This window comes from Saccharothrix obliqua (assembly GCF_019375475.1).
In the GTDB taxonomy this organism is placed as follows: Bacteria; Actinomycetota; Actinomycetes; order Mycobacteriales; family Pseudonocardiaceae; genus Actinosynnema; species Actinosynnema obliqua.
This window is the reverse complement of the sequence record NZ_JAHXGQ010000006.1, coordinates 456,035-479,141: the sequence shown is the minus strand read 5'-3', so window position 1 is coordinate 479,141 and position 23,107 is coordinate 456,035. Positions and strand designations below refer to the sequence as shown.

Annotated in this window: 21 protein-coding genes and 1 tRNA gene; 4 read left to right on the top strand and 18 right to left on the bottom strand. The window is 72.8% G+C overall.

The genetic code is table 11. From position 1 onward, the window contains the following. Positions 1-2 precede the first annotated feature (2 nt). The 10 genes from KZQ38_RS21855 to dacB all read right to left on the bottom strand — a co-directional run bounded on the left by KZQ38_RS21855 (position 3) and on the right by dacB (position 9,685). Positions 3-659, bottom strand: coding sequence for a maleylpyruvate isomerase family mycothiol-dependent enzyme (locus tag KZQ38_RS21855; RefSeq protein WP_219443980.1), 657 nt, complete (start codon positions 657-659; stop codon positions 3-5). Between the two features lie 39 nt (positions 660-698). Continuing rightward, complete coding sequence (gene folK, locus KZQ38_RS21850) at positions 699-1,181, bottom strand: 2-amino-4-hydroxy-6-hydroxymethyldihydropteridine diphosphokinase (RefSeq protein ID WP_219443979.1); 483 nt, start codon at positions 1,179-1,181, stop codon at positions 699-701. Next, positions 1,178-1,540, bottom strand: a complete 363-nt coding sequence (gene folB / locus KZQ38_RS21845) for a dihydroneopterin aldolase (protein WP_219443978.1) — start codon at positions 1,538-1,540, stop codon at positions 1,178-1,180. The genes folK and folB overlap by 4 nt, the downstream gene beginning before the upstream one ends. Then, positions 1,533-2,318 (bottom strand): dihydropteroate synthase, encoded by a 786-nt coding sequence (folP, locus tag KZQ38_RS21840; protein WP_219444029.1) that lies wholly within the window; start codon positions 2,316-2,318, stop codon positions 1,533-1,535. Before folP ends, folB begins: the two co-directional genes overlap by 8 nt. Before the next feature lie 29 nt (positions 2,319-2,347). Then, the gene (gene folE, locus KZQ38_RS21835; protein WP_219443977.1) at positions 2,348-2,980 is read right to left on the bottom strand and encodes a GTP cyclohydrolase I FolE; all 633 of its coding nucleotides are present in this window, start codon (positions 2,978-2,980) and stop codon (positions 2,348-2,350) included. Then, complete coding sequence (gene ftsH, locus KZQ38_RS21830; protein ID WP_219443976.1) at positions 2,977-5,178, bottom strand: ATP-dependent zinc metalloprotease FtsH; 2,202 nt, start codon at positions 5,176-5,178, stop codon at positions 2,977-2,979. Before ftsH ends, folE begins: the two co-directional genes overlap by 4 nt. A 535-nt stretch (positions 5,179-5,713) precedes the next feature. Then, positions 5,714-6,265, bottom strand: coding sequence for a hypoxanthine phosphoribosyltransferase (gene hpt / locus KZQ38_RS21825; protein ID WP_219444028.1), 552 nt, complete (start codon positions 6,263-6,265; stop codon positions 5,714-5,716). 17 nt (positions 6,266-6,282) lie between these two features. Beyond that, positions 6,283-7,221, bottom strand: coding sequence for a tRNA lysidine(34) synthetase TilS (gene tilS / locus KZQ38_RS21820; protein WP_219443975.1), 939 nt, complete (start codon positions 7,219-7,221; stop codon positions 6,283-6,285). After that, positions 7,218-8,243 (bottom strand): Rv3626c family coenzyme F420 biosynthesis-associated protein, encoded by a 1,026-nt coding sequence (locus KZQ38_RS21815; protein ID WP_219443974.1) that lies wholly within the window; start codon positions 8,241-8,243, stop codon positions 7,218-7,220. The genes tilS and KZQ38_RS21815 overlap by 4 nt, the downstream gene beginning before the upstream one ends. Before the next feature lie 44 nt (positions 8,244-8,287). Continuing rightward, the gene (gene dacB / locus KZQ38_RS21810; RefSeq protein WP_219443973.1) at positions 8,288-9,685 is read right to left on the bottom strand and encodes a D-alanyl-D-alanine carboxypeptidase/D-alanyl-D-alanine endopeptidase; all 1,398 of its coding nucleotides are present in this window, start codon (positions 9,683-9,685) and stop codon (positions 8,288-8,290) included. 579 nt (positions 9,686-10,264) lie between these two features. Here dacB and KZQ38_RS21805 point away from each other — a divergent pair. Further along, positions 10,265-10,768 carry an inorganic diphosphatase gene (locus tag KZQ38_RS21805; protein WP_219443972.1) on the top strand — a complete coding sequence of 168 codons (504 nt, stop codon included), beginning with the start codon at positions 10,265-10,267 and terminating at the stop codon, positions 10,766-10,768. A gap of 72 nt (positions 10,769-10,840) precedes the next feature. Here KZQ38_RS21805 and KZQ38_RS21800 read toward each other — a convergent pair whose 3' ends face one another. Both KZQ38_RS21800 and KZQ38_RS21795 read right to left on the bottom strand, forming a co-directional pair. Then, complete coding sequence (locus KZQ38_RS21800; protein ID WP_219443971.1) at positions 10,841-12,502, bottom strand: MDR family MFS transporter; 1,662 nt, start codon at positions 12,500-12,502, stop codon at positions 10,841-10,843. Then, on the bottom strand, positions 12,502-13,017 hold the full coding sequence (locus tag KZQ38_RS21795; protein ID WP_219443970.1) for a MarR family winged helix-turn-helix transcriptional regulator: 516 nt from the start codon (positions 13,015-13,017) through the stop codon (positions 12,502-12,504). The genes KZQ38_RS21800 and KZQ38_RS21795 overlap by 1 nt, the downstream gene beginning before the upstream one ends. 128 nt (positions 13,018-13,145) lie before the next feature. Between KZQ38_RS21795 and KZQ38_RS21790 the strand changes: the two genes are divergently transcribed. Next, the gene (locus KZQ38_RS21790) at positions 13,146-13,601 is read left to right on the top strand and encodes a DUF4442 domain-containing protein (RefSeq protein WP_219443969.1); all 456 of its coding nucleotides are present in this window, start codon (positions 13,146-13,148) and stop codon (positions 13,599-13,601) included. Here the strand turns inward: KZQ38_RS21790 and KZQ38_RS21785 are convergent. After that, positions 13,598-14,014, bottom strand: coding sequence for an uL11 family ribosomal protein (locus KZQ38_RS21785; protein ID WP_219443968.1), 417 nt, complete (start codon positions 14,012-14,014; stop codon positions 13,598-13,600). The two genes, KZQ38_RS21790 and KZQ38_RS21785, sit on opposite strands and share 4 nt — an antisense overlap. Positions 14,015-14,096: 82 nt before the next feature. Between KZQ38_RS21785 and KZQ38_RS21780 the strand changes: the two genes are divergently transcribed. Continuing rightward, a complete protein-coding gene (locus tag KZQ38_RS21780) occupies positions 14,097-15,029 on the top strand; it encodes a TIGR03617 family F420-dependent LLM class oxidoreductase (RefSeq protein WP_308258520.1) in 933 nt (310 codons plus the stop codon). On the opposite strand, the gene KZQ38_RS21775 is transcribed toward KZQ38_RS21780, so the two are convergent. Together KZQ38_RS21775 and KZQ38_RS21770 are read right to left on the bottom strand one after the other, a co-directional pair. Next, positions 15,016-15,162: a hypothetical protein gene (locus tag KZQ38_RS21775; protein WP_219443966.1), complete on the bottom strand. Its 147-nt coding sequence runs from the start codon at positions 15,160-15,162 to the stop codon at positions 15,016-15,018. The genes KZQ38_RS21780 and KZQ38_RS21775 overlap by 14 nt on opposite strands. 197 nt (positions 15,163-15,359) lie before the next feature. After that, positions 15,360-15,433, bottom strand: a tRNA-Thr gene (locus KZQ38_RS21770). 103 nt (positions 15,434-15,536) lie between these two features. Between KZQ38_RS21770 and KZQ38_RS21765 the strand changes: the two genes are divergently transcribed. Next, entirely contained in the window at positions 15,537-17,039 is a 1,503-nt protein-coding gene (locus tag KZQ38_RS21765; RefSeq protein WP_219443965.1) for a hypothetical protein, read from the top strand. A 6-nt stretch (positions 17,040-17,045) separates the two neighbouring features. Here KZQ38_RS21765 and KZQ38_RS21760 read toward each other — a convergent pair whose 3' ends face one another. From KZQ38_RS21760 to topA, 3 genes are all read right to left on the bottom strand, one after another. Then, on the bottom strand, positions 17,046-18,248 hold the full coding sequence (locus tag KZQ38_RS21760; RefSeq protein WP_219443964.1) for a DNA polymerase III subunit delta': 1,203 nt from the start codon (positions 18,246-18,248) through the stop codon (positions 17,046-17,048). 11 nt (positions 18,249-18,259) lie between these two features. Further along, positions 18,260-20,257, bottom strand: coding sequence for a bifunctional MFS transporter/dTMP kinase (locus KZQ38_RS21755; protein ID WP_308258519.1), 1,998 nt, complete (start codon positions 20,255-20,257; stop codon positions 18,260-18,262). Between the two features lie 104 nt (positions 20,258-20,361). Beyond that, a complete protein-coding gene (gene topA, locus KZQ38_RS21750; protein ID WP_308258518.1) occupies positions 20,362-23,103 on the bottom strand; it encodes a type I DNA topoisomerase in 2,742 nt (913 codons plus the stop codon). Between the last annotated feature and the right edge of the window lie 4 nt (positions 23,104-23,107).

Sequence of the window (23,107 nt, the reverse complement as noted above, 5' to 3'; positions counted from 1 at the left end):
TGTCATTCGACCAGCGCGGTATCCCTGGTGCCGAACAGCTGGAGCGCGGCGAGCCACCGGGTCGGGTCGGCGTCCCAGTCGAGCGACCGGATCTGGCTCTCGCTGCGCCGCCCGCCCACGACCCGCAGCAGCTCGAACGCCGACGTGCGCAGCGTCGCCGTCGGCTCGCCCTCGCCGAGGATGCGGTCCCCGTGCTCCAGCACGACCCGCAACGCGGGCAGTTGCCGCGCCCGCAGCCGCTGGTCGACCTCCTGCAACGGCCTGGTCAACGCGGCGCGCACGGACACGCCACGCCGGTCCCCCGGCCGGCCCAGCGCGGTCCGGATGTCGTGCTCGTGCTCCACGACCTCGGCGATCAGCACGGCGCCCGCGGGCGAGTCGAACAACCCCTCGGCGACCTGGAAGTTGCGCTCCCACTCGGCGAACACCTCGCCCAGCGTCCGGGACCGCCGGTCGCGGACCTGGCGCTCGCCCCACTCGCCGGTGTCGACGCCGTCCAGGTTCCGGTTGGCGAAGTCGCCGAGCCCGCCCGCCAGGTGCGCGACCACGTCCTTGACGGTCCAACCCGGACACGCGTCGACGGCGGCACCGGGGTCGCCGGCGATGACCAGGCCGATGATCCGCCGACGCGCGGCGTCGTACGTGACCGCGTTGCTCATCGCCGACCTCCCGTGGCCGACGCTAACCCGGCCCGCCGATCAGCGCAGCACGAGGTCGTCCCGCCGCCGCACGCCGCTCACGTCGAGGCCGGCGACCAGGTCGGCGACCCGCCCGTGCCCCGGCAGCTCGGCGTCCGGCGCGACGTCGAGCCACGGCACCAGCACGGTCGCCCGCTCGAACGCGCCGGGGTGCGGCAGCAGCAGCTCCGGGTCGTCGGACGTCACGCCGTCCACGGTCACCACGTCCACGTCGAGCGTGCGCGGTCCCCACCGCAGCGTCCGCACGCGACCGGAGGCGTTCTCCAACGCCTGCCCGCGCCGCAGCCAGTCCCACGGCCCGAGGTCGCCGGACACGACCAGCACGGCGTTGAGGAAGTCGTCCTGGTCGGTGACACCCCACGGCGCGGTCTCGTACACCGGCGACACGGCCACCAGCTCGGCCCGGAAGCCCTCGACGGCCGCCCGGAGGTACCCGAACCGGTCGCCCATGTTCGAGCCGATGGACAGGACGGCGCGGCTCACCCGCGCTCCCGCCGCACGGTCACCGACACGTCGGCGAACTCCAGCGGGATCGGCGCGGACGGCTTGTGCACGGTCACCTCGGTGGCCCGGACCCGCAGGTCGGCCATCACCTCGTCGGCGATCTTGGCCGCGACGGTCTCGATCAGGTCGTACGGCCCGCCCGCCACGATCGCGGCGGCCCGCTGCGCCAGCTCGCCGTAGTGCAGCGTCTCGCGCAGGTCGTCGGTGGCCGCCGCGCGGGACAGGTCCAGCCACGCGGTGACGTCGACCAGGAAGTCCTGGCCGTCGCGCTTCTCGTGCTCGAACACGCCGTGGTGCCCGCGCACCCGCAGCCCCCGCAACGAGATCCGGTCAGTCACGTCCTGCCCTCCACGCCCGCGCCACGGCCACCGCGTCCAGCGACTTGTCCACATCGTGCACCCGCACGCCCCACGCGCCGCGGAACGCCGCGAGCGCCGACACGGCGGCCGTGGCGTCCTCGCGGCCGTCCGGCGGGCGGTTGCCGAGCAGCGTGCCGAGGAAGCGCTTGCGCGACGCGCCGATCAGCACCGGGAAACCCAGTGCCAGCAGCTCGTCCAGGCGGTTCAGCAACTGCCAGTTGTGCTCGGCGCGCTTCGCGAACCCCAGCCCGGGGTCCAGCACGATGTCGTCGGCCGCGACACCCGCGGCCAGGGCGACGTCGACCCGGGCGCACAACTCGTCCCGAACGTCGCGCACGACGTCGTCGTACACGGCGAGCCGGTCCATCTCCCGGCTGTGCCCGCGCCAGTGCATCACCACGTACGGGACGCGGGCGGACGCCACGACCGCCGCCATCCCGGCGTCGGCGAGCCCGCCGGACACGTCGTTGACGATCGACGCGCCCGCCTCCAGCGCCGCCGCCGCCACCTCGGCGCGCATGGTGTCCACCGATACCACCACGCCGGCCGCGACCAGCTCGCGGATCACCGGAGCGACCCGCGCCGCCTCCACGGCGGGCGCGACGCGTTCCGCGCCCGGCCGGGTGGACTCGCCGCCGACGTCGATCACGTCCGCGCCGCGCCGGGCCATGGCGACGCCGTGCGCCACCGCGTCGGCCTGGTCCAGGTACCGGCCGCCGTCGCTGAACGAGTCGGGCGTGACGTTCAGGACGCCCATCACGACGCAGTGCCCGGGTCGCGGCAAGCTCACCGCGTGCGTCCCCGGATGAGTTCGATGGCCTCCGCCCTGGTCGACGCGGAGGACCGCAGCAGCCCGCGCACGGCCGACGTGGTGGTGCGCGAACCGGGCTTGCGCACGCCGCGCATACCCATGCACAGGTGCTCGGCCTCGACCACGACGATCACGCCGCGTGGCTCCAGCCTGCGCACCAGCGCGTCGGCGATCTGCGACGTCAGCCGCTCCTGCACCTGGGGCCGCTTCGCGTACAGGTCGACCAGCCGGGCCAGCTTGGACAGGCCGGTGACGCGCCCCTGCTCGTTCGGGATGTAACCCACGTGGGCGACACCGTGGAACGGCAGCAGGTGGTGCTCGCAGAACGAGAACATCGGGATGTCGGTGACCAGGACGAGTTCCTCGTGGCTCTCGTCGAAGGTCTTCGCCAGCACCGAGTCCGGGTCGGTGTACAGGCCCGCGAACAGCTCCCGGTACGCCCGCGCGACCCGCGCCGGCGTGTCCTGGAGACCTTCGCGCTCGGGGTCCTCGCCGCACGCGAGCAGCAGCTCGCGCACCGCCGCCTCGGCCCGCTTCTGGTCGAACGCCCGCCTCGTGGGGCCGGCCTCCCCGTTGGCGGGAAGGCCGGCCTGGTGTGTCTCGGTCACTGGCGGTTGTCCGGATCCGCGTCGATCGACCGCTTGTCCGCCTCCGTGGGCTCCGGCTGCCACGGCTGGGCCGGCTGGCCGCCACCGGGGACGGTCGCCGGGGTCCACCCGGGCGGCGCGCCGTAGTTCGGCGGGCCGGAGGACGGGTGCTGCGGCTGGTAGGACTGGCCGTTGCCGTTCGGCGCGGGCACCGCGGGCGGCGTCGGCACCGGGTCCTGCGCGGGCGGCAGCTCCTGGTCGATGGTGTCCTCGATGGCGGGCGGCCACGGCTCGCCGCGTTCCTTGGCGAGTTCCGCGGGCGTCTTCACCGGGGGCTTGTCCGACGGCGTGCGGTTGCCGAAGTCGTTGAACTTCGTGATCCGCGGCCGCTTCTCGACGGAGGCGAACACCCGCTCCAGGTCCTTCTGGTGCAGGGTCTCCTTCTCGATCAGCTCCAGCGTCAACGCGTCCAGCACGTCGCGGTAGGTGTTGAGCACCTCGTACGCCTCGGTGTGCGCGGCCTCGATGAGTTCACGCACCTCCTCGTCGATCTCGTGCGCGACCTCCAGCGAGTAGTCGGCCTGGCGGCCGGCCGTGCGCCCGAGGAACGGCTCGCCCTGCTCCTGGCCGTACTTGACGGCGCCGAGGCGGGCGGACATGCCGTACTCGGTGACCATCGCGCGGGCGATCTTGGTCGCCTGCTCGATGTCGTTGGACGCGCCCGTGGTGGGCTCGTGGAACACCAGCTCCTCGGCGGACCGGCCGCCGAGCGCGAACACCAGCCGGGCGATCATCTCCGACCGGGTCATCAGGTCCTTGTCCTCCTCGGGCACGGACAGCGTGTGACCGCCGGTCCGCCCGCGGGCGAGGATGGTGACCTTGTAGACCGGGTCGATGTCCGGCATCGCCCACGCGGCCAGGGCGTGCCCGGCCTCGTGGTACGCGGTGATCTTCTTCTCCTTCTCGGAGATGATCCGGCTCTTGCGGGCCGGACCGCCGATCACGCGGTCCACCGACTCCTCCAGCGCGGCGGTCGTGATGACCGTGCCGTTCTGGCGCGCGGTGAGCAGGGCGGCCTCGTTGATGACGTTCGCGAGGTCCGCGCCGGAGAACCCGACGGTGCGCTTGGCCAGGCCGTCCAGGTCCGTGTCCGGGGCCAACGGCTTGCCCTTGGCGTGGACGCGGAGGATCTGCTTGCGGCCCTTGAGGTCGGGCGCGGACACCGGGATCTGCCGGTCGAACCGGCCGGGGCGCAGCAGCGCCGGGTCCAGGATGTCCGGGCGGTTCGTCGCCGCGATCAGGATGATCCCGCCACGCGAGTCGAACCCGTCCATCTCCACGAGGAGCTGGTTGAGCGTCTGCTCGCGCTCGTCGTGGCCACCGCCGAGGCCCGCGCCGCGGTGGCGGCCGACCGCGTCGATCTCGTCCACGAAGATGATGCACGGCGCGTTCTGCTTGGCCTGCTCGAACAGGTCGCGGACGCGCGAGGCGCCGACGCCGACGAACATCTCCACGAAGTCCGAGCCGGAGATCGAGTAGAACGGCACGCCGGCCTCGCCGGCGACGGCCCTGGCGAGCAGGGTCTTGCCGGTGCCGGGCGGGCCGTAGAGCAGGACGCCCTTCGGGATCTTCGCGCCCAGCGCCTGGTAGCGGCCGGGGTTCTGGAGGAAGTCCTTGATCTCCTGGAGTTCCTCGACGGCCTCCTCGGCGCCCGCGACGTCCGCGAAGGTCGTCTTGGGCATGTCCTTGGACAACTGCTTGGCCTTGGACTTGCCGAAGTTGAGGACGCGGTTGCCACCGCCCTGGGCGTTGTTCATCATCCACATCAGCAGCAGCAACAGCAGGCCGAGCGGGACCAGGTACAGCAGCATCTGCATCAGGAACGAGTCCTGGCTGACCTTGGTCTCGACGGTCGGCTTGTTGTTCGCCTGGTCGAGGATGGTGAAGACCTCGTCGGTGGAGCTCGCCGGGAACTGCGTGATCAACCGGTTGTGACCTTCGAAGGTCACCCCGTCGTTGAGGGTCAGTTTGAGGCGCTGCTCCTTGTCCTCGATCGTCGCCTCTTTGACCTTGCCGTCCCGCACTTGCTGGAGTGCCTGGGACGTCTTGACCGGGGTGTAACCCCGTGCGTCGTCAAAGAGCACGGTAAAGGCGTAGTAGAGCAGCAACACCGCCACGATCCACAGCAGCGGGTTGCGAAGCAGGCGCTTGCGGTCCATTCACTTACGGCCGGCGGGCGGCCTCGACCCTCCCTGACTTGGTGACGGGCGCGGACGGGCACGACCCGTCCGACCAGCCTACCGCCCTGGACGCGGGCGGAGCGCTCCGCGTGCGGGGCTGTCACGTCTCGTCGGAGCAACGGACGAGGGGCGTCAAGTGTTCCCGGTGGTGAGCGCGAACACGCGACGCAGGTCAAACGGGTCGCCGGCGGTGGCCGGCGGGTGGCCGCGTCGCCCGAGCGGGTCGAACCCGCCCGGTGGGACGCGCCCCGCCGGCGTGACGCAGGCCACTACGGACTGCCACCGACCGACCCCACCCGCTCGCATGACGCCGGACCGCCACGCGGCGGCCCCGCCTGGTCGGCCGCGCCCGCACGACGCCGGCCACTACCGACCGCCACCCGGCAGCCCGCCCGGTCGGCCCCGCCCGCACGCCACAGGCCGCTGACCGCCACCCGGCAGCCCCCGCCCGACCGGACGCGCCACCCCTACAACTCAGGCCGCTACCGACCGCCACCCGGCCGGCCCCGTCGGGTCAGGACGAGTAGACCTTCGGGTCCAGGGAGCCGATGTAGGGCAGGTCGCGGTAGCGCTCGGCGTAGTCCAGGCCATAACCCACGACGAACTCGTTGGGGATCTCGAAGCCGACGTACTTCACCGGCACCTCGACCTTCACCGCGTCCGGCTTGCGGAGCAGCGAGCAGACCTCCAGCGAGCGCGGCTTGCGCGACGCGAGGTTCTTGAGCAGCCAGGACAGCGTCAGACCGGAGTCGATGATGTCCTCGACGATGATCACGTCCCGGTCCACGATGTCGCGGTCCAGGTCCTTCATGATGCGCACCACGCCGGACGACGAGGTGGAGGAGCCGTAGGAGCTGACCGCCATGAATTCCAGCTGCACGGGCACCGGGAGGGCGCGTGCCAGGTCGGTCATGAACATCACCGCGCCCTTGAGCACGGTGATCAAGACGAGGTCGGAACCGCCGTCGGCCGGGTAGTCGGCCGCGACCTTGTTGGCCAGCTCGGTGACCTTGTCGCTGATTTCCTGCTCGGTGATGAGCACGGAGGCGATGTCGCCGTCGTACACGGACGATCCCCTTTTTGTCATGACTGAACTGGTTCAACCGGTGGTTCGTCGGGCCGTTCAACCGCCAGCCTGCCACGTGCGCGGCGCGCCACAAAGCCGCCGGGGAGCCACACGCCGCCCTGCCCGTGCCATTCGCCGACCAGCGCGTCCACGCGCCTCAGGTGCGAGTCGGACAACTCGGGCACCCCCGCGGCGAGCAGGTGGAGACGAAGAACACGCCGCCGCAGCGCCGCCGGCAGCTCCGCCAGGTCGGCGGCCGACGTCGGGTCGCCCGTGAACCGGGCCGCCAGCTCGTCCAGCGCGTCGGCGTCCTCGCGCAGCTGGGCGGCGGTGCGGGCCAGGGCGTCGGCCACGCCCTGCTGGAGCACGTCCTCCAGCAGCGGCAGGACCTCGGTGCGCAGCCGGACGCGGGTGAACGCCGGGTCGGCGTTGTGCGGGTCGGCCCACGGCCGCAGGCCCAGTTCGGCGCAGGCGGCACCGGTCGTCGCGCGGGACACCGCCAGCAGCGGGCGGCCCCACGGCGGGTCGTGCGGGCGCATACCGGCGATGCTGCGCGGCCCCGAGCCGCGGCCCAGGCCGAGCAGGACGGTCTCCGCCTGGTCGTCGCGGGTGTGGCCGAGGAGCACCACGCCGCGGTCCGGGCGCAGCGCCGCGTACCGGGCACGCCGGGCAGCGGCCTCCGGACCGCCGGGACCGGACACGACGACCCTTCGGACTTCCGCCGCGAGGCCGAGTTCCCGGCACGTGCGCGCGGCCCGCTCGGCGACCTCGGCCGAGCCCTCCTGGAGGCCGTGGTCGACGACGACGGCCCGCGCGCCGGGCACGAGCCGGGCCGCGGCGGCGGCCAGCGCGAGGGAGTCCGCACCGCCCGACACGGCGACCGCGACGTCGTCGGGCCGGTGCTCGGCGAGGTACCGCTTGACGGCGGTCCGCACCTCCGCCAGCGGACCGCTCACGGTGCGACGCGGCGCAGCCAGGCGGCCGGGTCGGCGATCTCGGCGCGGGTCGGGAGGGTGTCCGGGCCGGTCCACACGGCGTTGAAGCCCGTCATGCCGACCTGGCCGACGACGTGCCGGGTGAACGCCGCGCCCTCCGCGTACTGGCGGACCTTCGCCTCGACGCCGAGCAGCGTGCGCAGGACGCGGTCCAGCATCCCGCCCGCCTTGCGGCGCGCGGTGAACCGCTCGCGGATCACCGACACCGAGGGCACCACGTCCGGGCCCACCGCGTCCATCACGTGGTCCGCGTGGCCTTCGAGCAGCGTGGACAGGGCGATCAGCCGGTCCAGGACGTCCCGCTGCGCCGGGCTCTGGAGCAGGTCCACGAACCCGCCCGCCTCGCGCAGCTTGCGCGGCAGGTCGCGCAACCGCGGCGCGACGCCCTCGTCCATCGAGCCGACCAGGGTCGCCACCAGGCCGGAGAAGTGCTCGCCCAGCCACGGCACGGCCGTGAACTGGAGCCGGTGCGTGCCCTCGTGCAGGCACACCCACATGCCGAAGTCCGCGCCGGGCACGTCGAGGGCGCGTTGCGCGCCGACGATGTTGGGCGCGACGAGCAGCAGCCGACCGCCGTCGGTGAACGGGTCGTACTGGCCCAGCACGCGCCCGCTCAGGAACGCCACGACCACGCCCGCCTGGACACCGGCGGTACCCGCGAGGACACCGCTGAACAGGCCGGACTGGCGCGGCAGGACGCCGTCGGTGAGCGCGGAGAGGCCCTGGACGGCCGCCCGCACCCAGCCGGGCCGGTCCACCACCTCGCCCGGCCGCAGCGGCAGGCCGCGACCGAGGCCGGTCAGCTCGCGGACGTGCACCTCGGCGTCGATGGCCTGCTCGCGCAGCCGCCAGACCGCGCTGTCGGCCTCCGCTCTGGGCACCACGGGTCCGGGCCGCACCAGGCGCTCGGCGGTCGCGACGGCCAACTCCCAGTCGACGGGGTCACTCCCCGCCGCGCGGTGATCCTGCGTTGCGGCGCTCACCTCGCTGACGCTACCTGCGCGGAGCCGTGCCGCGACACACCGACTCAGGCGCACCCGCAGCCGCGCAGCGCGGCGGCGAGTTCGTCCAGCGCGCCGCGGACCGTGGTGGCGTCGGTCGTGCTCAACGACATGAACGTGAACACCAGCAGCCGACCGTCGGTGTCGACCACCACGCCGGCCAGCGAGTTCACCCCGGTGAGCGTGCCGGTCTTGGCACGCACCCAGCCCTTGCCCGCCGCGCCGGCCGCCTCGTAGCGGCCCGCGAGGGTGCCGCTGCCGCCCGCCACCGGCAACGCGGTGAGCAGCGGGCGCAGCTTCGCCGTCTTCGGGTCCCCGGCGTCCGGGGCGGCGGCGGCCGACAGCAGGTCCGCGAGCAGCCGGGCGGGCACCTTGTCGTTGGGCGACAGGCCGGACGCGTCGACCACGTCCGCGCCGGTCAGGTCGAACCCGTTCTCGGTGAGCACGGAGCGCACCGCCTGCACCGCGCCGGCGAACGTCGGCTCCGCGCCGCGGGCGAGCGCGACCTCCCGCGCGATGGTCTCGGCCAGCACGTTGTCGGAGATCTGCATCATGTTCTCGACCAGGTGGTCCACCGGTGCGGACTCGACCTCGCCGAGCACCTGCGCGCCGGCGGGCGCCACGCCCTGCGCCGTCGCCGCGGTCACGCCGAGCTTGGCGGCGAGCGCACCGGCCGCCACCGCGCCGGGCGTGCCGGTGCGGGGCGTGTCCGGGAGCGTCGGGTCCTGCCGGCCGCCGTCGAGCATCAGCGGGCCGATCGGCGCGACGTAGCCGTTCGGCACGTCCTCGGGGTCCCAGCCGGGTGCGAGGCCGTCGCCCCGGTAGCGGCTGGTGTCGTAGAGGACCTGCGTCACCGGCCCCTTCGCGGCGACCTGGGAGGCGAGGTCGTCCAGCGTGGGCGCGCCGGGGTAGACCGTGTCGCGGCCGGCGGGGAAGGACGACAACGTCGGGTCGCCGCCGCCGACCAGCACCACCGTGCCGGGCTGCTCGCCCTTGACGACCTTCGTGGTGAAGCGCTCGGTGTGGTCCAGCGACAGCAGCGCCGCGGCGGCCACCAGGTTCTTCACCGTGGAGGCGGGCGTCAGCGGCCTGGTCGGCTCCTGCTTCCACAGCGCGGTGCCGGTCGCCGGGTCGACGACCGTGCCGGTGAGGGTGCCCAGCACGCCGTTGCCCACGGGTCCCCGCAACGCCGCCGCGACGCCGGACGCGGAGGGCGTCGGCGCGTCCACGCCGACACCCCGCATCGCGAGGGCTACCGGTGCGGGCGGCTGGGGCGCGGCCGTGGTGGCGGCGGGTGCGCCGCCGAGCCACCCCTGCTGCCACGACACCAACCCGCCACCGGCCAGCACGAGCACCGCGACGAGCACCCCGACGACCACCAACGGCCGCCGCTTGCGCGGTGCCTCCACCTCGGCCGGTTCCACCCGTTCGGGTTCACCACGCGCGCCACCCCCGTCGGGACCGCTCGCTCCCGGGCCGCCCGCACCCGCCTGGGCGGCACCGGGCCGGTCCTCCCCCGGGAACCCGCCCGTGCCGGGACCGTTCGGTCCCCACGCGGGCCGGGCGCCGCCGTTCGGCCCACCACGCCCCGTCGAACCACCCGATTGAGCGGGGTTCGGCCGGGCGGGGCCGGGCGGGGCGGGTTGCGGTTCGGTGGACGTGGAGTGCCTTTCACGTTCCGTGATCGGTTCAGCGGGTGAATTCCGATCTTGCCCACCCACGTCCCCGGAGGTGTCCGGACGCGGCTCCGCGGGCGGCGGCACGGGGATGCGCATGGTCGGCGGGTCCGCCGGGCGAGAGGCCCTGACCTGCACCGTCGGCGGCTCGTGGGCCGCCTCGTCCCCGTCGACGGTCGGCCACGATGGCTCGTCGGGCACGCAGTCCTCCGCGGTTGATTACGGGCAACGTCACACACACGAGCAGGCACGTGGGTGACGGGTGGCGACACCTCGTGGTCCACACTAGTGGCGTAACGAACGTCAAAGACGAGCGAGGACCGCGCAGTGGAGTTCGACGTCACCATCGAGATCCCCAAGGGGGTCCGCAACAAGTACGAGATGGACCACAAGACGGGGCGCATCCGACTGGACCGCACGCTGTTCACGGCCACTCAGTACCCGGCGGACTACGGCTTCGTAGACGACACGCTCGGTGAGGACGGCGACCCGCTCGACGCGCTGGTCCTGGTGCAGGAGCCGACGTTCCCCGGCTGCCTCATCCGCGCCCGCGCCATCGGCATGTTCCGCATGACCGACGAGAAGGGCGGCGACGACAAGCTGCTCTGCGTGCCCGCCGAGGACCCGCGCACCGAGCACCTGCGCGACATCCACCACCTCAGCGAGTTCTACCGGCTGGAGATCCAGCACTTCTTCGAGGTCTACAAGGACCTGGAGCCGGGCAAGAGCGTGGAGGGCGCGACCTGGGTCGGCCGCGTGGACGCGGAGGCCGAGATCGTCCGGTCCTACCAGCGGCTGAAGGACGCCGAGGCCAGCGGCGAGCTGCACTGAGCGCGTGCACCCGGAAGCGTGCACCCGGAAGCGGGCCGCCCCGATCGGGGTGGCCCGCTTCCGCGTACGGGGCTAGTGGACCGCGATCGCCGCCGCGTCCTTCTCGTCGTTCACCCGCTCCAGGCCGGACCGGCTGGACAGCGGCACCTCGCGCAGGAACCAGATGAGCGCGAAGCCGATCGTGGTCACCAGGCCGCCGACCAGGAACACCAGGTCGATGGAGCCGGAGAAGCCGTCCAGGAACGGGCGGGCCAGCACCGGGTCCAGGGTCTTCAGGAACTCGGTGTTGTCCAGGCTCATGCCGGCGCCGTCCTTGGCCGCCGCCGCGAACTGCTGGTTCTCCGGCCGGGCGAGCGCCGCCATGAACTCGGGCTTGCCCGACGCCTCGGCCATCGCGTCGCGGATCTTGTCGCCGACCGTGCTGAACAGGATGGACAGGAACACCGCGGTGCCGACCGTGCCGCCGATCTGCCGGAAGAACGTGGCCGACGCCGTGGCGACGCCCATGTCGCGGGGCTCCGCGTCGTTCTGGATGGCCACCAGCAGGGTCTGCATGCACAGGCCCAGACCCGCGCCGACGAAGAACATCAGCACGAGCGACTGCCACACCGGCGTGTCCGTGCCGATGGTGCTGAACACGAACAACGAGATCGCCATCAACGCGAACCCGACGACCGGGAACACCTTGTACCGACCGGTCTTCGCGGTGATGCTGCCGCTGCTGCCGGCCGCCGTCATGATGCCGAACGTGAGCGGCAGCATCATCAGGCCGGACTGGGTGGCCGAGTAGCCCTTCACGATCTGGAGGTACAGCGGCAGCGAGACCATGCCGCCGAACATCCCGATGCCCAGCACGAAGTTCACCGTGTTGCCCAGCGAGAACGTCTGCCGGCGGAACAGCCGCAGCGGCAGCAGCGCCTCGTCGCCGGCCCGCCGCTCGGCGAACACGAACCCGACCAGGCCGAGCACGCCGATGACGTACATGGCGATCGCGGTGCCGGAGGCCCAACCCCACTCGCGGCCCTGCTCGGCGACGATCAGCAGCGGCACGAGGCCGATCGTGAGCAGCGCCGCGCCGAGGAAGTCCACGCGGTGGTCGACCCGCTTGTGCGGGATGTTCAGCACCTTCGCCACCACGGCCAGCGCCACCAGCGCGATCGGCACGTTGACCAGGAACACCCAGCGCCACCCGGCGGTGCCGAGGAAGTCGTCCATACCCGCGAACAGACCGCCCACGACGGGGCCCGCGACGCTGGAGATGCCGAACACGGCCATGAAGTAGCCGGTGTAGCGGCTGCGCTCCCGCGGCGACGTGATGTCGGCGAGGATCGCCATGGCCAACGACATCAGACCGCCCGCGCCGAGGCCCTGCACCGCGCGGAACGCGGCGAGTTCGTACATCGAGTTCGCGATGCCGGACAGCAGCGAGCCCGCGAGGAACAGCGTGATCGCGGTGAGGTACATCGGCTTGCGGCCGTAGATGTCGGACAGCTTGCCGTACAACGGCGTCGAGATGGTCGCCGTGATCAGGTAGGACGTGGTCGCCCACGCCTGGAGCGTCTGGCCGTTCAACTCGTCCGCGATGGTCTTCATGGCCGTGGCCACGATCATCTGGTCCAGTGCGGCCAGGAACATGCCCAGCAGCAGGCCCGACAGGATCGTCAGGATCTGCCGGTGGGTGAGCAGCGCGGCACCTGGTGGCGCCGCGTCCGCTCGGGTTGTCGTCTCCGACATCACTTCTCCCCTTCTGAGCGCGGCCCCAGTCCGCTCTCAGCGATGAAATCCGGTAGCGCCCGCTCGTAGTCGCCGACGAAGCGCTCGAAGTGGTCGATGAACGCCACGAGGTCCTTTTCGGACCAGTCGGCGAGCATCCGGGCGATGGCCTGGTTGCGCGACCGGCGCCGCTCCTCCAGCAGGCGCATCCCCGCGTCCGTCACGGCCAGCACGCTGGCCCGGCCGTCGTCGGGATCCGCCCGGCGCTCGACCCACCCCTCCTTGACGAGCGACGCGACCTGGCGGCTGACCGTCGACGGGTCCGAGAAGACCGCTTCGGCCAGGGCGCTCGACCGGGAGGGCCCCAGGTGGCTCAGGTTCGCCAGCAGCACGAACGAGGACTTGTCGAGCCCCGTCCGGCTCAGGTGCGCGGCGACGCAGGCGTGCATCTTGTTGAGCCGCACCAACGCCATGCCGATCCGCTCGGCACGGGCGAGCTGCTCGGCACGCCCTTCGTCACCCGCAGGCGTCACCATGGAACACTCCGTTGCTTGCATCATCCAACTAGTTGCTGGATACAAGCTTGAACCTGGAGAAGAGTCTTGGCAAATGAAATAACCGGTGACCCCGGTCTCATGACTACCGCTCGGTAACATGTGGCGGCATGAGCGCTGACTACTCGTTCGTCGCCGACGCGATGAAGCAGGCCGTGCCGTGGGTGAAGACGAGCGGGGTGGAGTTCTCCGAGGTCACGGGCGACCGGGTGGTGGCCGGGCTGCCCGACGACCCGGCCACCCACAACCACGTGGCCGGCCCGCACGCGGCCATGATCTTCGGCCTCGGCGAGACCGCGTCGGGCGCGGTGGCGATGGCCGCGTTCGGCCCGCACATGGCCAAGGCCACACCGCTGGTCGTGCGGTCGGAGATCCACTACCGGAAGCTCGCCCTGGGCGCGCTCCGGGCGGAGGCGGTCCTCGGCCGGCCGGTGGCCGAGGTGGTGGCCGAACTCGACGCGGGCGCCCGCCCCGAGTTCCCGGTGCACGTCACGATCACCAACGCGGAGGGCGTGCCGACCGCGGAGATGGTCGTCGTCTGGACGTTGCGCCCCAACCGCGCCTAGTCCTCGACGGCCACGCCCATCGACCGGGCGGTGCCCGCGATGATCCGCTCCGCGACCTCCGGGTCCGCGGTGTTGAGGTCGGGCAGCTTCCGCTCGGCGATCGCACGCAGCGCGGCGCGGCTCAACGTGCCCGCCGACGCGTGGCCGGGCGTGGCCGCCCCCTTGCCGCCCAACGCCTTCCGGATCAGGAACGCGGTGGGCGGCGTCCGCACCGACAGGTCGAACGACCGGTCGTCGCGGACGGTGACGACGACCGGCACCACGTCGCCGCGCTGACCCGCGGTCACCTCGTCGTAGGCGCGCTTGACGGCGACGAGGTTCACGCCGGTCTGCCCCAGCATCTTGCCCAGGTCCATCATGGACGCGTTGCCCGCGTCCAGGTTCAGCTTGATCACGTGCTTGCTCGCTGCCATGCGGGCGACGCTAGGAATTGACGTCGCGGCAGACTCAACTCCGATTTCACGGCGGCACGGCGCGAGCCGTAGGTTCCACCGGGTGAAGGTCGACCGCCTGGAGATCAACTACGACCCGCGGACCGTCGTGGACGCCGCCCGGCACGCCGAGGCGACCGGGCACACCGGCTTCTGGCTGGCCGAGACCAGGCACGACCCGTTCGTGGGCCTGGCGCGGGTGGCCGGCACGGGGCTGGAGGTCGGCACCGCCATCGCCGTCGCGTTCGCGCGCAACCCGATGAGCACCGCCGTGCAGGCCAACGACCTGCAACTGCTCTCCGGCGGCCGGTTCCACCTCGGCCTCGGCTCGCAGGTGGAGCCGCACATCACCAAGCGGTTCGGGATGCCCTGGTCGCGGCCCGCCGCGCGGATGCGCGAGTTCGTGCTGGCGCTGCGCGCGATCTGGCACGCGTGGGAGACCGGTGAGCGGCTGCGGTTCCGGGGCGAGTTCTCCACGCACACGCTGATGACGCCGTTCTTCGACCCCGGCCCCAACCCGTTCGGGCCGCCGGCCGTGTGGCTGGCCGGGGTCGGCGAGCTGATGACGGAGGTCGCGGGCGAGGTGGCCGACGGGTTCCTGTGCCACAGCTTCACCACCGACCGGTACCTGCGCGAGGTGACGCTGCCCGCCCTGGCGCGCGGGCGGGAGAAGGCGGGCAAGCCGTTGGCGGGGCTGGAGATCAGCGGCCCGTCGTTGATCGCGACGGACGAGGCGGGCGTCGCGGAGGTGCGGCGGCAGATCGCGTTCTACGGTTCGACGCCCGCCTACCGGAAGGTGCTCGACCTGCACGGCTGGGGCGACCTGCACGACGAGCTGCACCGCCTGTCCAGGCGCGGCCGGTGGGACGACATGGCCGCCGCGGTCGACGACGAGGTGCTGCACGCGTTCGCCGTGGTGTGCGACCCGGCCGACGTCGGTGCCGAACTGGACCGCCGGTACGGCGACGTGGTGACCAGGGTGCTCAGGAGCGCGTGAGCCGGTGGTGGAACACCACCTCGGCCCGCACCCGGGCCGCCTCGCACCGCCGAGCCCACCGCCGCCTGCCGACCCGCGCGGCCAGCACGACGAACGGCAGCGCCAGCACCGTGAGCAGGATGGTCGGGACCATGGTCATCACCTCCGCGGTGGCAACGACAGGGTGAACGAAGCCTGACGCCAACGGGCGCAACGTCACCCTGATGGACCAACGCCAGCCACGCAACACCCAACCGGCCGACCATCCCGCCCCGCGGGAGGCCGCGCGCGTGCCACCGACCCGGGAAAAAGAAAGGACCAGGCCGGAAGACCTGGTCCTTCATCTCACCGAGCCGCCTATCGGAATCGAACCGATGACCTGCTCATTACGAGTGAGCCGCTCTGGCCGACTGAGCTAAGGCGGCGAGACGGGACAACTATAGCCCAGCCCCGGGCGTCACCCACCAGGGGGTCCCGTCGTTGGGCCGTACGTGACGCCGCTCACGTCGTCACGGACGGGAGGTCCGGATGCGCCTCATGGCCCTGCCCGCCGCCGCCGTGCTGGTGGCGCTGTGCGCCGCGCCCGCCCTGGCCCAGCCGACCACGCCGGTACCCGGCCCGCGCGACCCGAACCAGCCGCCGGTCTCCGGTACCCCGCCGACCACCCACGTGATCGCCGACGCGGGCACCGGGCTGGCCGTGGTGCGGCTCGCGCCCGGCTCGACACCCGTCAACACGACCCTCCCGGGCCTGGGCGGACCCGACCAGGCCACCGCGGAGATCGGCGTCGGGCTCGCCAACGCCCAGGCCAACACCGAGGCGTTCCTCTCCTACGAACGAGCCGTCGCCCAGGCGTCGCCGCTCGGCTTCGCCGTCCGCGGCCGGTCGCCGCAGACGCCCGGCACGCTGGCGCAGACCGCGTCCCCGGACAACGCCGAACCCCTCACGGGCGTGCTCGCACCGCCGCCGACGCCGCTCGACGCGTTGCTCCGCGTGGGCCTGCTCAACGGCAGCACGCACGCGCGCTGGGACGACCGGCTCGGCCCGTGCGTGCGACCGATCGCGGACGCCCGGACGTCCGTCGCGAGCCTGTCGGCCCTCAACGCCATCCCGACGCTGCCGAGCACGTCCGACCTGACCGGCGTGGCCGAGCAGTCGCCGGCCGACCTCAAGCACCTGCCCGGCCCGCTCAGCCTGCTCGGCGGCCTGCTGTCCGGCTCGCCCGACACCGGCGCGCGGGGCTCGCTGCTGAGCCTCCCGGACACCCTCGCCGCGCGCTCCACCGTCGAGCTGGTGGACCTGCCGGGCAGCCCGAACAAGGCGGTGCGCTCGACCTCCACGCTCCAGGCGACGAGCGTGCGCCTGCTCGCGGGCACGCCGGCGGAGATCCGGGTCGACGTCGTCAGCCCGCCCACGCTGACCGCCCTGTCCACCGGCGACGAGAGCACGTCGGAGATCACCTACACCGCGCCCGTGCTGCGGGTGGCGCGTGGCGACCGCGAACTGGGCGCGCTGGACGCCGCGCACCCCGTGCTGGACCTCCCGATCGGCCTGCCCCTCGACGACCGGGCGGTGCCGGTGGTCGGCGGCACGCCGGCGGACCGCAAGCTCGACATCGGCGTGCTGCGCCTCCAGGCCGCGCAGCTCACCGAGAAGACCGCCGTCATCAACGGCCCGCTCCAACCAGGCGGACCCGTGATCAACGGGTTCATGCTCGGGGCGACCGCGCGGCTGCTCGACCTCCAGCTGCTCCCGACCGAGGCCCTCGGTCTGCCGAACCTGCCGTCGGCACTGGCGCAGGTGTCCCTGGGTGAGCAGGTCGTCCGCGCGGCCGCCCCGACCGGCGGGGCGGTGTGCGCACCGCCACCGGCGCCCCGCGGCGGGCAGGCCGCCCCGCCCGCGGGCGCGCCGCGGCAGCTCGCGCACACCGGGGCCGGCTACCGGACCGTCCCGATCTTCTGGACCGGCACGGCGTTGCTGCTGCTCGGCGTGGTCGTGGTCGCGGCGGTGCCGGCGCGGCGGCCGGGGTGAGCCGGGTCAGCCGCGGTGGAGCGAGGTCAGCATCGCCTCGACGGCGATGCGCGGCTTCACGTTCAGCTCCAGCGCGTCCCGGCACGCCAGCACGGCCTCCAGCCGGCGCAGCACCGACTCGGGCGGCCACGCGTCGGCGGCGGCGCGGCTGTCCGCCGCCCGGTCCGGGTGGTTCAACGCGGCCCGCGCGCCGGTCGCCGTGACCAGCACGTCGCGGTAGAACGCGGCCAGGTCCACCAGCGCCTGGTCCAGCGAATCGCGCTGGGTCCGGGTGGCCCGCGACTTCTGCCGCTTCTCCAGGTCCTTCAACGCGCCCTTCGCGCCGCGGGTGGCCGCCGCCGTGCCCTTGCCGGTGCCGCCCGCGCCCATGGCGGTCTCCAGGGCCTGCCGCTCGGCCTCGTCCCGCGCCTCGTTGGCGGTCGACGCGTCCGCCTCGGCGGCCTGCACCAGGCTGTCCGCGCAGGTGAAGATGTCCGCCGGGCGGCGCAGGGCGAGCGGGATGCGCAGCACCGACTCGCGACGCGCGCGCACCGACTCGTCGGTCGCGAGCCGCCGCGCGCGGCCCACGTGCCCGCCGGACACCGACGCCGCCCACGCCGCCCGCTCGGCGGGCACGCCCTCGTCCACGAGAGCCGTCGCGATCGCGTCCGGCCGCGGCGTGCCCAGCGGCACGACGCGGCACCGGGAGCGGATGGTCACCGACACGTCGTCGGGGTGGTCGGACGGCGCGCAGAGCAGGAACACGGTCCGCTCCGGCGGCTCCTCCACGGCCTTGAGCAACGCGTTCGCCGCGCCCTCGGTCAACCGGTCGGCGTCGGCGATGATCACCACCTGCCAGCGCCCGGACGTCGGCCGCCGGGCCGAGACCTGCACCAGCGCCCGCATCTCGGCGACCGGGATGGACAGCCCCTCGGGCGCGACCACGCGCACGTCGGCGTGCGTGCCGGCCAACGCCGTGTGGCAGCCGGGGCACGCGCCGCAGCCGGGCCGGTCGTCGGTGGCCACGCACTGCAACGCCGCCGCGAACGCCCGCGCCGCGCCGGTGCGCCCCGAACCGGGCGGCCCGGTGAACAGCCAGGCGTGGGTCATCGCACCCGGCGCGGGTGTCCCGCCCGCCACGATCGACGCGGCGGCCTCGGCGGCGGCGCTCAGCACCGCGACCGCGTCGGGCTGCCCGACGACCTCGCTCCACACCCCGTTCCCGGCCACGGTCGCCAAACCTACCGAAGCTCCGGCGACCGCTCCGCCGCCGTCCGCGTCAGCAGCGGCACCACCATCGAGCGCACCCGCTCGGCCACCTCGTCCACGGTGCCGTCGCCGTCCACGACGACGTACCGGCCCGGGTCGGCGGCGGCCATCTCGGTCAGCAGCCGCTGCACCCGCCAGTTGTGCTCGACGGCGTCCACGGGGGCGCGGCCGTCCGACGGCGACCGGTCCAGCAGCACCGTCACGTCCGGGCGCAGCCGCCCGGTGGCCCAGTCGACCAGGCCCTCCACCTCGCGTGGTTCCACGCTGCCCGCCGCGCTGAAGTGGGCCAGCGGGCTGTCCACGTACCGCTCCATCACCACCACCGAGCCGTTGTCCAGCGCGGGCCGCACGGCGCGTTCCACGACGTCCGCCCGCACCGCAGCGGCGACCAGGGCGTGCGCCCGCACGCCCGCCAGGTCGGCGGTGGACAGCAGGCTGCGCAACCGCTGCTCGTCCAGGTCCGGGTCGGACGCGAGCAGCACCTCGTGGCCCGCCTCGCGCAACGCCGCCGCGAGCCGCCGCGCCTGCGCCGCCGTGTCGACCCGGCTCTCCCCCTCGACGGCGATCAGCACGCCGGCGCCGGAGCGGGTGCGCCCGCGCAGCACCCGCAGCAGGTCGGACAGGATCGGCTCGGCCCGCCGGTCGTCCATCTGCCGGTAGGCGATGAGCCCGAGCAGCACCGCGATGACGGCCGCGCCGAACAGCACCGGCCGGGTGCCGTCGACCTGCATGACGTGCCCGAACAGCTCCACGTCCCGCTGCTGCACCAGGCTGACCAGCAGCGGCGCGGTGCCGGAGGCGACGAACAGGACCACCTTGAGCAGCGACTGGATCAACGCCACGGTCCGGCCGCGCATGGCGTCCTCGACCTTGGACCCCACGATGGTCAGGCCGGTCAGGAACGCCATCCCGGCACACCCGCCGACCAGCGCGACGGCGGTCAGCGCGATCCACAGGTGCGGCGCGAGGGCCACCACCATCAGGCTCAGGCCGGCGAGCACGATGGTGACGCCGAACAACCGGTCGTAGGGCAGCCGGCGGGCCATCCGGGGCGCGGTCGCCATGCCGACCGCCAGGCCCGCGAACACGGCCACGAACAGCAGGCCGAACGTGGAGTCGCCGCCGAGCAGGGACAACGCGTAGAGCTTGGCGGTGCCGATGACCGCGCCGGCCGCGGCGAACGCGCCGACCATGCCGATGACCAGGCCGCGCACCAGCGGCGTGCGGGCCGCGAACTTCAGGCCGCCGCGCAGCATCGCGAAGAAGCCCTCGCCCTGCTCCCGCTTCACCGGCGTCGCGCGGCCGGACAGTTCGGGAATCCGCACCGCGACGAGGATCGCGGACGTCACGTAGAGCGCGCCGTTGACCATCACGGCGATGGTGGCGATGCGGAACTCGATGTCGGTGTTCTGGACGTTGAGGTAGCCGGGGATGCCGGAGATCAACGAGTACAGGCCCGCGCCGCTGATCACCGCGAGGCCGTAGGTCATCACCAGGCCGAGCTGGTTGGCGGTCTCCACCTGGTCCGGGCGGCGCAGCAGGTTCGGCACGGCCGAGTCCTTCGCCGGGATCCACAGCATCGCGCAGCAGCCGACCAGGAAGTTCGCGATGAACAGCCACCAGGCCGTGCCGACCAGGGCGATCGAGATGAACAGACCGCCACGCAGCAGGTCGCAGACCACCATGATCTTGCGGCGGTCGAACCGGTCCGCGAGGACGCCGCCCAGCGGGGCGAACAGGATGCCCGGCAGGAGCTGGGTGAGCACGACCAGGCTGAGCGCGAAGCTCTCCCACTGGTAGCTCTGGGTCAGCCGGGACACCAGGCCCGTCAACGCCAGCAGTGACAGCCAGTCACCCACACTGCACAGATAGGTGACACCCCAGAGCCTGCGGAACGGCCGGATCGCCAACACGCTGCGAATCCGGTGGCTGGTCGAGGCCGCTGTGCCGCCGTCTCGGATGGTGCTCACCCCCGCTGTTCATGCAGGGAAACAGGGTAACCGGGGGGTGACCACGCCACGGCCGCATCCGCCGTTCGGGTGGTGGCCGGCTCGTGGGCCGGCCACCACCGCGACTAGCTCTTCGACTTGGCGGGCGCCTTCTTGCGCGCCGGCGCCTTCTTCTTCGTCGTCGGGCCCTTCGCGCGCTTCTCCGCCAGCAGCTCGGCGGCCCGCTCGTCGCTGAGCCCCTCGACGCTGTCGGACTTGCGCAGCGACGCGTTGGTCTCGCCGTCGGTCACGTACGGCCCGAACCGGCCTTCCTTCACCACCATCGGCTTGCCCGACACCGGGTCCGCGCCCAGCTCCTTCAGCGGCGGCGCGGCGGCGGCCCGACCACGCTTCTTCGGCTCGGCGTAGATCTTGAGCGCCTCGTCCAGGGTGACCGTGAAGAGCTGGTCCTCGCTGGTCAGCGACCGCGAGTCGGTGCCCTTCTTCAGGTACGGCCCGTACCGGCCGTTCTGCGCGGTGATCTCCGCGCCGGTCTCCGGGTCCGCGCCCACCACGCGTGGCAGCGACAGCAGCTTCAACGCGTCGTCCAACGTCACCGTGTCCAGCGACATCGACTTGAACAGCGAACCGGTGCGCGGCTTCGGCGCCTTCTTCCCGTCCGGCGGCTCCGGCAGGACCTCCGTCACGTACGGCCCGAACCGGCCCTCCTTGGCCACGATCTCGTGACCGGTCACCGGGTCGGTGCCCAGCGTGCGGCCCTCCTGTGGGGTCGCGAACAGCTTCTCCGCGACGCCCCGGTTCAGCTCGTCCGGCGGCAGGTCGTCCGGCAGGTTCGCGCGCTGCGACGTGACCTCGCCGTCCGGGCCCTCCACCTCGCGCTCCAGGTACGGCCCGTACCGGCCGACCCGGACCACGACCGTGCGGCCCTCCAGGTCCACGAACAGCGGGATCGAGTTCACCTCGCGCGCGTCGATCTGCTCGACGCTCGACCCGACCAGCTTCTTCAACCCGCCGGACCGGCCCACCGACGACTCCGGGCCCACGTTGCCGCCGAAGTAGAAGCCGGACAGCCACGTGGTGCGCTCCTGGCGACCGGCGGCGATGCCGTCCAGCTCGTCCTCCAGCGCGGCCGTGAAGTCGTAGTCCACCAGCCGGCCGAAGTGCCGCTCCAGCAGCCCCACCACGGCGAACGCCACCCAGGACGGGACCAGCGCGGAACCCTTCTTCCACACGTAGCCGCGGTCCTGGACGGTGCTGATGATCGACGCGTAGGTGGACGGGCGGCCGATGCCCAGCTCCTCCATCGTCTTGATCAGGCTCGCCTCGGTGAAGCGCGGCGGCGGCGACGTGGCGTGGCCGTCCGCGGACAGCTCGGCCGCGGTCAGCGCCTGGTCGCGCACGAGCTGCGGCAGGCGCGACTCGGCGTCGTCGGACTCGCCGCCCGCCTCCGAGTCGACCGTCTCCACGTACGCCTTCAGGAAGCCCGCGAAGGTGATCGTGCGACCGGACGCGGCGAACGTGACGTCCTCGCCCGCCGTCGTGCGGCCGGAGACGCGGACGCTGGTCGTGTTGCCCCGCGCGTCGGCCATCTGCGACGCGATGGTGCGCTGCCAGACCAGCTCGTACAGCTTGAACTCGTCGGACTCCAGCTCGCGCGCCACCTGGCCGGGCGTGCGGAACACCTCGCCGGCGGGCCGGATGGCCTCGTGCGCCTCCTGGGCGTTCTTCACCTTCCGGTTGTACTGGCGGGGCGTCTTGGAGACGTACTGCGCGCCGTACAGCTCGGTGGCCTGCGCACGGGCGGCGCTGATGGCCGTCTCCGACAGCGTGGTGCTGTCGGTGCGCATGTAGGTGATGTAGCCGTTCTCGTACAGCTTCTGCGCGGTGCGCATGGTGCGGTCCGCGGAGAACCGCAGCTTGCGGCCCGCCTCCTGCTGGAGCGTCGAGGTCATGAACGGCGCGTACGGCTTGCGCGTGTACGGCTTCTCCTCCACCGAGGAGACCGTCATGGCGGCGTTGGCCAGGCCGTCGGCGATGGCGCGGGCCTGCGCCTCGTCCAGGACGCGCACCTCCGCGCCCTCCTTGAGCCGACCGGTGGACTCGAAGTCGCGGCCCGTGGCGAGCCGCACGCCGTCCACCGCGACCAGGCGCGCGCCGAACGTCCGGGGCGCGGCGTCCGCGCCGGCGTCCATGGTCGCCGACACGTCCCAGTACGAGGCGGTCACGAACTTCATCCGCTCGCGTTCCCGCTCGACCACGATCCGGGTCGCCACGGACTGCACGCGGCCCGCCGAGAGCTTCGGCATGACCTTCTTCCACAGCACGGGGCTGACCTCGTAGCCGTAGAGGCGGTCCAGGATGCGGCGGGTCTCCTGCGCGTCGACCAGGTCCTGGTCCAGGTCGCGCGGGTTGGCCGCGGCGGCGCGGATCGCGGGCTCGGTGATCTCGTGGAACACCATCCGGCGGACCGGGACCTTCGGCTTCAGGGTGTCCAGCAGGTGCCAGGCGATGGCCTCGCCCTCCCGGTCGCCGTCCGTCGCCAGGTACAGCTCGTCGACGTCCTTGAGCAGCTCCTTCAGCTCCGCGACGGTCGCCTTCTTGTCCGGCGTGACGACGTAGAGCGGTTCGAAGTCGTGGTCGACGTCCACGCCGAGCCGCGCCCACGGCTGGCCCTTGTACTTGGCGGGCACGTCCGCCGCGCCGCGCGGCAGGTCGCGGATGTGCCCCTTGGATGACTCCACGACGAAGCCGTTGCCGAGGTACGACGCGATCTTGCGCGCCTTGGCGGGCGACTCGACGATCACCAACCGCCGATTGCCACCCGCTGATCCCCCGTTGGTCTTCCTCGTCCGTGTCGATCCAGCCACGCCG

Bases quoted from the DNA above. Each gene is read 5' to 3' on its own strand.
- KZQ38_RS21855 (WP_219443980.1), bottom strand. From the start codon at position 659: ATGAGCAACGCGGTCACGTACGACGCCGCGCGTCGGCGGATCATCGGC.
- folP (WP_219444029.1), bottom strand. From the start codon at position 2,318: ATGGGCGTCCTGAACGTCACGCCCGACTCGTTCAGCGACGGCGGCCGG.
- ftsH (WP_219443976.1), bottom strand. From the start codon at position 5,178: ATGGACCGCAAGCGCCTGCTTCGCAACCCGCTGCTGTGGATCGTGGCG.
- KZQ38_RS21800 (WP_219443971.1), bottom strand. From the start codon at position 12,502: ATGTCGGAGACGACAACCCGAGCGGACGCGGCGCCACCAGGTGCCGCG.
- KZQ38_RS21795 (WP_219443970.1), bottom strand. From the start codon at position 13,017: ATGGTGACGCCTGCGGGTGACGAAGGGCGTGCCGAGCAGCTCGCCCGT.
- KZQ38_RS21790 (WP_219443969.1), top strand. From the start codon at position 13,146: ATGAGCGCTGACTACTCGTTCGTCGCCGACGCGATGAAGCAGGCCGTG.
- KZQ38_RS21785 (WP_219443968.1), bottom strand. From the start codon at position 14,014: ATGGCAGCGAGCAAGCACGTGATCAAGCTGAACCTGGACGCGGGCAAC.
- KZQ38_RS21775 (WP_219443966.1), bottom strand. From the start codon at position 15,162: ATGGTCCCGACCATCCTGCTCACGGTGCTGGCGCTGCCGTTCGTCGTG.
- KZQ38_RS21765 (WP_219443965.1), top strand. From the start codon at position 15,537: ATGCGCCTCATGGCCCTGCCCGCCGCCGCCGTGCTGGTGGCGCTGTGC.